A 10,100-nucleotide genomic window follows, 5' to 3' on the forward strand; every position below is an offset into this window, starting at 1 on the left:
TGCATCTTAGGCAAGCGACCTTGCTGTTCCATTAATCAGAATCCGCCGCCCTCACAAATACACGCCCGGCGGCGTTTTCTTCCTGAACTGGGACGCTGAAATCCCCAGTGTCACTTAGACTGCATGGGTCATGCCGGTTGGCGTCGACGTCACTCTCTGCTTCTCAGAATTCCGCTGCTGGCGGGCAAGCCTACGATCGTGGATATACTGTCGTATCCAGTGGGCCAGATCGGCGGATCGGCGCAGATGGGCATGCCGCAAAACCTGGTCGATGTCCTGGAATTGAATGCCTGTCTCTTCCTGCATTGCTTTACCCCGGAAACTTTCACGCACGGGATGGTGGGCGCGCTTTGTTTCACGCTCGCTTCTAGGTGTCGCGAATGATGTTTCGTTCACGCCGAGATGTTGAGGCAGTTACGACCTTGCCATCCGGCGTGGTTCTGAGCCTGTGCCCATTAGGGCAGGTTAGATCGGATATCGCACGACACGCGAAGGGAGCCGTCGCTGCAGAAAGGATCCGCGAGACTCACCGCAAATCGCGCACAGATACTTTTTGTCTGTAGGCGGGTTGGCGACGCCATTAGGCAACCCCCCCGAAAATGCGCCCGCCGGGTCAGTGATGGTTTGTCCCGGCGGCAACGATCTCGGGAATAAGGGAGAGAGGGTTGGCGGGCAGGGCCGCATTCGCGAGCCGTCCGGTTTAGCTAAATGCGATGACGAGCAGGCCCGAGCACAGCAGCACAAGGCAGGTTGCGATTAGTGCGAGGAGCCCGCCGGACACGAAGTCATGATTACGCATGATACACCTCCCTGTCGCGGAGGGAGGCTGGTCCGAATTTATTAAAGATTTCGGAATCGTTTTTTGCGTTTCGGTCCTAGCCGGAACGAGGTCGGTTCAGTTGCGCCCGGCGCCTAGGCAAAACGCGAACGGAGGATGAACCGCCGTGTTGCGCGGAACGATTTGCAGTGGTTGGTAACGCGTTGATTTTGTTCAGAGCGAGTTGAGCTGGCTCGCAACACGAAAACGATCATTCAGAACGAAATGAGCGCGGCTTAAATTATTGATCTATCGGTAAAATCGTTGGCGCGCTCGGAGAGATTCGAACTCCCGACCCTCGGAATCGAAATCCGATGCTCTATCCAGCTGAGCTACGAGCGCGTTGCGGGTCGATTATCAGACTTGGGCGGGGAGGGCCAGCAGCCACGGAGCGCGGCACCTGGCGGTGCCGGCGGCACTCTCCTTGAAGCCGTCAGAAGCAGGGATGCCGGCGGTGGTCCTGGCCGATATAGGCGGCCGCGCTCTGATAGCACTTGTTGCGCGCGGGGCCGTCGTAATAGGCGAAGCTGCCGGCAGTCGGGCCGGGGCCGTAATTGTGCAGATAGCTGATGTGGTAGGGCAGGCCCCAATGCGCGTGGTGGTGATGCCGGTGGTGGCGCGGATGGGCCGTGAGGTCGGCCGCGGCCGCCGGGGTCAGGGCCATCACGGCCAGAGCGAGGGCGGCGAAAAGCTTGGTCTTGGTCATGGACGGCCTCCGGGCATTTACGGGAATCGGCATTCTGGGCCGCCCCAACGCCCATTTAACCCGGAATCGGGGCCAAAAGCTGCGGGAAATCAGCCACAGCGCGCCAAATTTTGCCTTTTTGCGGATGCTTAACGGATTGCCAACACAGTCCGGCCAGAGTCTTGCGGTCAGGTCCGCCCGGGCCCGGCCTTTCCCGCGGTTTCGAACGATCCATGCGCATCACGCCCCTTGTCGCCTTGCTGCTCTCGGTTCTGGCCGCGACACCCGCGCGGGCGGTGCTGCACATCACGCGCGACCATGGCGGCTATGTCGAGGAGTACAAGGCCAAGTACAAGCAGATCCGCGAGCGCCGCGAGCGCGTCGTGATCGACGGCATCTGCAACTCGGCCTGCACGCTGGTGTTCGGCATCGTGCCGCTGAACAAGATCTGCGTCACGCCGCGGGCCAGCATCGGCTTCCACCAGGCCTATTACGACAAGGCCTTCACCTTCGGCATCAAGGTCACCAGCCTCGAGGGCACCTCCGACCTGATGTCCTACTACCCCGACACGGTGAAGGACTGGATCCGCCGCAATGGCGGGCTCACCACCGAGATGAAGAAGATCAAGAACGGGGTCGATCTCTGGAAGATCGTCGATCCCTGTCCGGAAGAGTGGTAGGCGCGGACGCTCTCGCGCGCCCCGAACTTCCTTGCTCAGATGTTTGTTTCAAGTCTTGGGGTCCCAGGTCTTGGGCCTGACGTCGCCGTCCGACACCAGCAGGACGGACGCCTTCGACTTGCCGAGCACGGCCGCGGCGATGCTGCCGAAATTCAGGCTGTCGCCCTGGATGCGGTCGACGCCGATCACGACAAGGTCGGCCCGGCTTGATGCGATCTCCTGCAGGATCGCGACCTCAGGTGCGGTATTGGCGCGTAGCCGCGTCGTCACGTTGATGTCATAGCGCGCCGCGGTCGCGGCGATGTCCTTGAGGATCGCTTCCTCATGCGCCAGCGACATGCTGGGGCTGGTGCGGCGGGCGCCCTTGTCGCGCGTGGTCGAGACGTAGACCACCTGCAGCGGCTCGCTCGAGAGGCGCGCCAGCGCGATCGCGACCTCGGCGCCGCGCCGCGAGACGTTGCTGCCCGAGACCGGCACCAGGATCTTCCGCGCATTCGCCGTCGGCTCCTTCTCGTGCACGCCCTTGGCGGCCGCGATCGCCAGCGGGCCGTCGAAGCCGGAGGTGAGGTCGTCGAGCCGCCTGTCGAAGCCGCCATCGGGGCCGGCGACCGCGTCGATGCCGACCACCAGCAGGTCGAAGCCCTTTCTGGCTTCCTCGGCGATCGCCTCCGCCGCCGTCTCCTCGCGGGCGCGGCTGATGACGTCGACGTTGCCGCCGCCGCCGTCGGCATCGGCTTCGGCGCTCGCCTTGGCCGCGTTGATGACCGCCGCCTCGGGGCTCTCTGCATCGGCGCGGTTCTGCTCCTGCAGCTTGGCGTTGGCGCCGACATGCAGCACCGTGATCGGCAGACCGCGCCCGCCGGCGAGCTGGCCGGCGAGATGCGCGGCGAATGTCGCATTGCTGCTTTCATCGACCGCGAGCAGCAGCCGCTCGAGATTGGCGACGAAGCCGCGCTGCTCATATTCCTCGCGCTCCAGCCGCTCCTTTTCGTCCTTGCCGAGCGGCAGCCGCGCCAGCGCGCTGCGCAGCATCGGCGGCATCGCCATCGTGGTCAGGATCGCCATGGTCACGATCATCGAGAACATGGTTTGGCTCAACACCCCCATCGACAGGCCGATGGTGGCGATGATCACCTCGGTCGAGCCGCGTGCATTCATGCCGCTCGCCAGCGCATAGGATTCCGGCCGGGTCAGCCCGCCCAGCGCGCCGCCGACAAAGGCGCCGCCGAACTTGCCGATGCTCGCGATCAGGACCAGCGCCGCGGTCAGTCCCAGCACCGACGGATCCTTCAGCACCGTGAGGTCGGCGCTGAGGCCGGCGAGCCCGAAGAACACCGGCATGAACAGGCTTGAGATCAGCCCGCGCAGCCGCTCGTCGATCTGCCGGGTCAGGATCGGGGATTCCCCGACCAGCACGCCGGCGATGAAGGCGCCGAGCACGGTGTGCACGCCGATCAGGTGCGTGATCATCGCCATCCCGCACATCAACATCAGGATCACGGTGATCACCGCCGCCGAAGAGACCAGATGGTCGTTGGCCCAGCGGATCAGCCGGAACACCAGCCGCCGGCCGATCGTGAAGCTGACCGCGAGGAAGGCCAGCGTGCCGAACAGCGCCTGCGCGACCGAGAGGATGTCGAGGCTGCCGCGCGAGGCGAGGCTGAAGATGACGGCGATGATGATCCAGCCGAGGGTGTCGTCGATGATCGCGCTGGCGACGATGATCTGGCCGACATTGCGGCGCATGAAGTTCATTTCGCGCACCACGACGGCCACGATCTTCACCGAGGAGATCGACAGCGCCGTGCCGAGAAACAGCGATGCGATCAGCCGCGCTTCTGGATGCGGCAGCAGGCCGTCGGGGAGGAATTCGCCGAGCACGAAGCCGCAGACAAACGGCACCGCGATGCCCGCCACCGAGATCGTGGTCGCGGCGCGGCCGACCTTGCGCACCAGCTTGAGGTCGGTGTCCATGCCCGTCAGCAGCAACAGGAGCAGGATGCCGAACTGCGCAATGCCGTCGATCAGCGCCTTCTGCTCGCCGGACGGCGGAAAGATCACGCTATGCGCCGACGGCCACAGCCAGCCGAACAGCGATGGTCCGAGCAGCAGGCCGCCGAGCAGTTCGCCGATCACGGAGGGCTGGCCGATCCGCTGCATCAATTCGCCGAGGCCGCGCCCGACCGCGATCAGGAGCGCGATCTGGGCGAGCAGAATGAACTCGGATGGCCTGCTCGCCTTGTCGCCCTCGGCGTCGGCTGCCGTGATACTCACGAGCAGGATGACGGTCGCCCAAATTGCCGGTTGAAGCCGCCCCCAGCGGATCACCATGGCATCTCCGATTTCCAATTCCGGCGCGGCCCGGTCCGCTTGCCGCATGCGGTCAACGCCCGGGTTCCGAAAGTGATCCACTGGGTCAGATTTTGGAACGGAGGCACCGGCGGTTCGTTTCGCTCATGATGCGTTCATCCTGGTGATGCGAATGTCTCCATGAGCGAGCCTGGCCGCCGGAGCGGCTGCGGCTCAGCTCGCGCGAACGGGAGGCTGCGATGGCAACCAGATCCAATCTTTCGAAGGCTGAACTCGCGCGTAGCGTTGCCGGCGCCACATCGGCATTGGTGCTTAGCGCGCTCGTCCTGTTCGTCGCCGCGCATCACCTGAGCGGCGGATAGGCAGGCGGCGCGTGCCGCGCCGATCCATCAAAGCAGGAAGGTCCCAATCAGGAGGCCGGCCGCAAATGCCCAAAGCCCAAGGGTGCAGGCCGATATGACGCGGACGAGATTGCGCAGATCCACGTCCTGCCAGCTGCTATGGGACCGATACGTCAATTGCAGGCACCCCCTGCGGTGGCCGCCTTGCTTTCCTAGCCTGACAGCCTGTTCCCGATAGGTGCCCAAATGAAGGCAACCAATGGTGGCGCCCGATCACGCATTTGCGAGGCGCCGCCTCAAGGCGCCCGGTATTGCCTTCCGGTATTGTCTTCCTGCCGGCGAAATGATGCCGGTGCGGATCAGGCTGCCCGGCGCTTGCGGGTCCGCGCGGCCTTCTTGGCCGAGCGCGACCGCTCCGCCGCGGGGCGGCTCGCGGCCGCCTTGCCGCCGAGCTTGCCGCCCTTGCGCGACGGCGAGTGATCCTCGCGCGTGCCGCGGCCGGAGCCGCTCTTCTTGCCGCCGTGGGTCTCCTTGTTGACGGTCGCCCATGCGCGCCGCTCGGCCTCGCTGCTTGAAATGCCGCGCTGCTCGTAGCCTTCCTCGATGTGCTCGGCCTGCCGCTTCTGCTTGTCGGTATAGCTCGACTTGTCGCCTCTGGGCATCGCGCTCTCCCGTCTATTTTGATCGAGACGTCCGCCGGACTTCGCCCGTGTCGTCGTCCGGCTCGACGACCTCGAATCTGGACCGGCTGAAGCGGCCCAATCCGCTGAGCTCATAATAGCCGTCACGTTCGATATCCCTTGTCACCTCGTAAACGCGCCCCAGCGAGAGCGTGTCCCGCTGCAACGTGTTGTCGACGCAGCGAACGTGAAAAATCTTGCCGGTTTCGGCCATGCGCTCATCCTGAATTGTTGGTCTGGTTCGGCGTTACTTATCGCGCAACGTCGCCATCGCAATCGGTGTGCCGATCACGAAATTTCGTTCGGCAATTTCCATTCGGGCGCCGGCTCGCAGACTTCACCATCGTCGGGAATCTGCTTCATGTGATAGCCGGCCGGCAGCACCTGGCCCGGAGCCTCATCCGCGACCGGAACATCGAAGACCAGTCCGGAGACCAGTGCATGTTCCCACGCCTGCTTCTCCGTCGGAAAGGCCTTGTCGATTTGTTTGTCGCGATCGAACAGTGCGTAGGGCATCTGGCATCCTCGAGCATTGGCGGCCTGGCGCAGGCGGCTCGCCTGTCGTTCGCCCGATATGTCGAAAACGTCCGTTGCTGACTGGTGTTCCTAAATTCGCGCGCCAGCCGCAAAGGCCGGGCCGCTGCCTTGCATGATATTGCTGAGATATTTCGCCGGTGGCTTGCCGAGCGCCTTCTTGAACATGGTGATGAAGGCTGTGACGGACTCATAGCCGAGTGCGGACGAGACCTGCTGTACGCTCGCGCCGGCGGAGAGCTCGCGCAATGCGACGATCAAATGCAGTTGCTGGCGCCAGCGCCCGAATGTCAGGCCGGTTTCTCTCAGGATGAGACGCGCCAGACTGCTCTCGCTCAGCGCTACGCGTTCGGCCCACTCGGCCATCGTGCGGCGATCGCCCGGATCATCGGCGAGCGCTGCCGCGATCCGTCGCAAGCGTGGCTCGGGCGAGATCGGTAGATGCAGCTGCTGCAGCGGCATGCGCGGCAATTCGCTCAGCAGCAATTGCGCAAGGAGCGTCTCGCTGCCGCCGTCGTGCTGCATGCGGTCGGAAAGCTCGATGATCAGCTCGCGCAGCAACGGCGAGATCGACAATGTGCAGCAGCGGTCGGGCAGGTCGGCGGCACCGGGCTCGATGAAGACGAAGAAGATCCGCGCATTGGCGGTTGCGATATTGGTGTGGCGCGTGCCGCCGGGAAGCCAGACGCCGCAATGCGGGGGCACCATCCACAACCCGTTCGGAACGCGGCACATCACGCCGCCGCCGAGCGCAAAGACGAGCTGTCCCTTCCGGTGCGCGTGCTCGGCCGCCTCGACCTTGTTTTCGGTGACGTCGAGGCGCACGGCGATGGCCGCCGCCGCGACGTCATCCGGATCAAGGTCCGGCCAGGGATAGCGAAGTTGAAAGCCCATAACGGAGCAGGAAACCCGTCGAATGACCGAATTTAGCGATCGATAGAGCAGATATGTAAATTCTTCCGGCAGCCAAGTCGATAGCCTGGCGATGCAAATGGCCAGGAGCATGCGATGACGATGATTGCGCCGATGCGCACGCTGGGCGGGCAGAGGCTGTTGTTGACGGGGATCCTGCTGATCGCCTCGACGCTTCGCGCGCCAATTACCGGCGTGGCGCCGATGCTCGGCATGATCGGTGAGACCAGCGGGATCAGTGCGGCGGAGGCCGGGATACTGACGACGCTGCCCTTGCTGGCATTCGCGGTGATCTCACCGGTCGCAGCTGTGCTCGGGCGCAAATGGGGTATCGAGCGGTCGCTGTTCGGTGCGCTGCTTGTCATCGCGGCCGGGATCGCGCTGCGCTCGTCCGGTCCGGTCTGGGCGCTGTTTGCCGGCACCGCCACCATTGGTGCCGGAATCGCCGTTGGAAATGTGCTGCTGCCGAGCCTGCTCAAGCGGGACTTTCCGACCCGCATCGCCAGCCTGACCGGCGCTTACGCGATCACGTCCGCATTGGCCCAGGCGCTCGCATCTGTCGTAGCCATCCCGCTCGCTCAATTGCCGGGATCGAACTGGCATCTCTCGCTCGCGAGCACGCTGATCTTTCCGTTGGTGGCGCTGATGGCCTGGGCACCCCAGCTGGGGACGCACGCGGCCGCGACGGTCGAGCCGGCCTCGTCGCCGCATCGCGGGCGCATCTGGCACTCGCTGCTCGCCTGGCAGGTGACCGGCTTCCTCGGCCTGACCTCGCTGGTGTTCTACATCATCGTCGGATGGTTGCCCGCCATCCTCGTGCAGGCAGGTTACCCGGCGGCGACGGCGGGTACGCTGCACGGTGTGCTGCAATTGGCGACCGCGGTCCCCGGCCTGATCCTCGGGCCGATGGTCCGGCGCATGAAGGACCAGCGCGGCATCGCGATCGCCGTGTCGCTTGCGACCTGCATCTCGCTGCTGGGATTGTGGCAGTGTCCGGCGCTCGCAATGCTGTGGGTCGCGCTGTTCGGCTTCGGGGCGGGCGCAGCCTTCATCCTCGGATTGACATTCGTCAGCTTGCGAACCTCGCACAGCCACCAGGCGGCCGCGCTGTCGGGCATGGCGCAGTGCCTCGGCTACTCGCTCACCGCTGCGGGCCCGCCGCTCGCCGGACTTGCCCATGATGCGACCGGAGGCTGGGAGGTCGCGCTCGCGTGCTGCGCCGTCGCGACGGTGCTGATGGCAGTCCTGGGCGGATCAGCCGGCCGCGCGGCGACAATCTGATTGTCGTTCGATGCGGACATATCGCGAGCCGGATCCGGCTCGCGACGAGGCGTGGCGGCGGCCGGTCGGTTGTCTGCGCTGCAGGCCCGCGCTACAGAAGGCGGGAAGCCTCGCAAGCAAGAGCCAAGGGAAAAGTGTCGTTGAGGACATCTGCCAGCACGCGCATCGTGATCGGATCGACGCTTTTTGCCTTGGTGTCGAGTGCATTCCTTTTTCTGGTTCCGCCGAGTCCGATCGACAGGAACCTGTTGCGGGGTGCCTTCCGTCTTTACAAGGGATATGCGTATCTTATCCCCGTCAAATACGTGGACGGCACGCTCGAGACCGCCCGATTGTATGAGGACGACCGGCTGCTCGGCCCCGCGAACAGCGCCCAGCAAGAGATCATCGACAAGGGCGCCGGCCGATTCGCATTTTACCGGGACACCTGGAATTACTTCGGCCCGGCCTTGATGTTCTCGACCAGCGACAATACCGACCCGAACACCAACGGCAGAAAGTATCACCTCAGATGACGAACTGACCTGCGCTGTGTCCGGCTGTCGTCACGTCGTGCGTATCACGCCCAGTTCCTTCGACCGTTGGAGAAGAGCCGGCCGGTAAGGCGGCGAGGGATCGTCGTCGTCAGGGATGGCGCAATGGCCGAACTCCTGCTGGATGCGCTGGATCTCCATGACGCGATCGTTCAACCGCTGCAGATGCTCAAGCGATGTTGCCTTCCAGTAGCGGAAGGTATCGAACGTAATCGGCACGAAGGCGGTGCCGAACAGCGTTGGATCGGGCACGATGGTCCGCCCGAGCAGCAGGTAGCGATCCTGACCGACGATGACGAGGGTGGCATACGGCCGCCCTTCACTTACCCTGAGGCCCTTCAACGAAAGTTCGCACAGCTTGCTGAAATAGGGTTCCTTGCGCCAGCGGTCGGGATCATCGAGGTCAACCTGCACATTCAGCGCGTCGAGCCCAAAATGCGGCACCATGCCCGCGGTCTCGGGAAACCAATCGTCATCGAGGTGGCCTTGCAGCCAGGCACAGCTGAATGACCGGCACTGCCGGGGACGCTCGTGGTAGATCTCGCACCCGCCGCCCGCCAGGATGTGGTTGCAGACCGTATTCATCGGCTTGCGGAGATCGGTCACCTCAAGCACCTTGCAGCAGAGGGTGCATGATCCACACTGCCTGACCGTCGGAGCCACGGGAAAGCCGAGGGCCCACGACCCTTGTCGTTCGCGGAGGAGCAGCTTCTGCTTCTCCAACGTGCTCAGTGCACGCTCGACCTTGAGGCGCGACAATCTGGTCACGCCGATAATATCTTTCGTCGTCGTCGCGCCGCTCTCGACCGCCCGAACGACGACCAACGCCACTTGATCCATTGTTTTTCTTCTTGTCCGGCTCGTGGCCGGCTCTTCTTGTGCAGTGTTTTTGGCCGCCGGTATTCCGCGACGGCAAATCCTTGTGTTGTCCGGAACGCGCCGCGACGGATGGCTGCGACATTGTTCGGAGAGCGTATCCGCGAGGACGGGATGCCGCATCCGATAAACGCGCATGGCATCCCCGAGGACAAATGGTCGTGATTGCAGCGACAGGCGTTGGGTCCGCGAGCGTCTGCAAGGTCAGAGTGGTCTCGTGTCATCGGCAATGTCGCGAGAATGCGAATGTGTGGCTAGCAGACCGTGCAACACATTCAGTGTCGTCCCTGCGAAAGCAGGGACCCATAACCACCGATGGTTATCGTTGAAGGCCGCTGGAACGACGAGTCCCTTTCACAACATCCGCCGCGGAGTATGGGTCCCTGCTTTCGTGTTTGATCCCTGCTGATTGGTTGGATGGAATCGGTGTAGAACGAGGCGTGGCCTTTGT

The 10,100-nt window shown here is 63.8% G+C and carries 12 protein-coding genes and 1 tRNA gene; 5 read left to right on the top strand and 8 right to left on the bottom strand.

What is annotated here, in order from left to right; genetic code table 11:
* Positions 1–219: 219 nt before the first annotated feature.
* Positions 220–384, top strand: a complete 165-nt coding sequence (locus PMN64_RS39680) for a hypothetical protein (protein WP_304494593.1) — start codon at positions 220–222, stop codon at positions 382–384.
* A gap of 698 nt (positions 385–1,082) precedes the next feature.
* On the opposite strand, the gene PMN64_RS39685 is transcribed toward PMN64_RS39680, so the two are convergent.
* Together PMN64_RS39685 and PMN64_RS39690 are read right to left on the bottom strand one after the other, a co-directional pair.
* Positions 1,083–1,159, bottom strand: a tRNA-Arg gene (locus PMN64_RS39685).
* 91 nt (positions 1,160–1,250) lie between these two features.
* Positions 1,251–1,523, bottom strand: a complete 273-nt coding sequence (locus PMN64_RS39690) for a hypothetical protein (RefSeq protein WP_018272073.1) — start codon at positions 1,521–1,523, stop codon at positions 1,251–1,253.
* Positions 1,524–1,735: 212 nt separating this feature from the next.
* Here PMN64_RS39690 and PMN64_RS39695 point away from each other — a divergent pair, with 212 nt between their 5' ends.
* The gene (locus tag PMN64_RS39695; protein WP_018272072.1) at positions 1,736–2,182 is read left to right on the top strand and encodes a hypothetical protein; all 447 of its coding nucleotides are present in this window, start codon (positions 1,736–1,738) and stop codon (positions 2,180–2,182) included.
* Between the two features lie 48 nt (positions 2,183–2,230).
* Here PMN64_RS39695 and PMN64_RS39700 read toward each other — a convergent pair whose 3' ends face one another.
* A complete protein-coding gene (locus tag PMN64_RS39700) occupies positions 2,231–4,513 on the bottom strand; it encodes a cation:proton antiporter (protein WP_411784683.1) in 2,283 nt (760 codons plus the stop codon).
* A gap of 218 nt (positions 4,514–4,731) precedes the next feature.
* Between PMN64_RS39700 and PMN64_RS39705 the strand changes: the two genes are divergently transcribed.
* Complete coding sequence (locus PMN64_RS39705; RefSeq protein WP_256438759.1) at positions 4,732–4,854, top strand: hypothetical protein; 123 nt, start codon at positions 4,732–4,734, stop codon at positions 4,852–4,854.
* Positions 4,855–5,192: 338 nt separating this feature from the next.
* Here PMN64_RS39705 and PMN64_RS39710 read toward each other — a convergent pair whose 3' ends face one another.
* The 4 genes from PMN64_RS39710 to PMN64_RS39725 form a co-directional block, all read right to left on the bottom strand.
* A complete protein-coding gene (locus PMN64_RS39710; protein ID WP_028339231.1) occupies positions 5,193–5,495 on the bottom strand; it encodes a hypothetical protein in 303 nt (100 codons plus the stop codon).
* A gap of 13 nt (positions 5,496–5,508) precedes the next feature.
* Positions 5,509–5,727, bottom strand: coding sequence for a hypothetical protein (locus tag PMN64_RS39715; RefSeq protein WP_411784684.1), 219 nt, complete (start codon positions 5,725–5,727; stop codon positions 5,509–5,511).
* 74 nt (positions 5,728–5,801) lie between these two features.
* On the bottom strand, positions 5,802–6,029 hold the full coding sequence (locus PMN64_RS39720) for a hypothetical protein (protein WP_411784685.1): 228 nt from the start codon (positions 6,027–6,029) through the stop codon (positions 5,802–5,804).
* A 90-nt stretch (positions 6,030–6,119) separates the two neighbouring features.
* Positions 6,120–6,941 carry an AraC family transcriptional regulator gene (locus tag PMN64_RS39725; RefSeq protein WP_411784686.1) on the bottom strand — a complete coding sequence of 274 codons (822 nt, stop codon included), beginning with the start codon at positions 6,939–6,941 and terminating at the stop codon, positions 6,120–6,122.
* A gap of 114 nt (positions 6,942–7,055) precedes the next feature.
* Between PMN64_RS39725 and PMN64_RS39730 the strand changes: the two genes are divergently transcribed.
* Both PMN64_RS39730 and PMN64_RS39735 read left to right on the top strand, forming a co-directional pair.
* On the top strand, positions 7,056–8,240 hold the full coding sequence (locus PMN64_RS39730; RefSeq protein ID WP_411784687.1) for an MFS transporter: 1,185 nt from the start codon (positions 7,056–7,058) through the stop codon (positions 8,238–8,240).
* 140 nt (positions 8,241–8,380) lie between these two features.
* Positions 8,381–8,755: a hypothetical protein gene (locus PMN64_RS39735; protein ID WP_411784688.1), complete on the top strand. Its 375-nt coding sequence runs from the start codon at positions 8,381–8,383 to the stop codon at positions 8,753–8,755.
* A gap of 30 nt (positions 8,756–8,785) precedes the next feature.
* Here PMN64_RS39735 and PMN64_RS39740 read toward each other — a convergent pair whose 3' ends face one another.
* On the bottom strand, positions 8,786–9,613 hold the full coding sequence (locus PMN64_RS39740; RefSeq protein ID WP_411784689.1) for a YkgJ family cysteine cluster protein: 828 nt from the start codon (positions 9,611–9,613) through the stop codon (positions 8,786–8,788).
* Positions 9,614–10,100 lie beyond the last annotated feature (487 nt).

This window comes from Bradyrhizobium sp. UFLA01-814 (assembly GCF_046718885.1).
GTDB lineage: Bacteria > Pseudomonadota > Alphaproteobacteria > Rhizobiales > Xanthobacteraceae > Bradyrhizobium > Bradyrhizobium elkanii.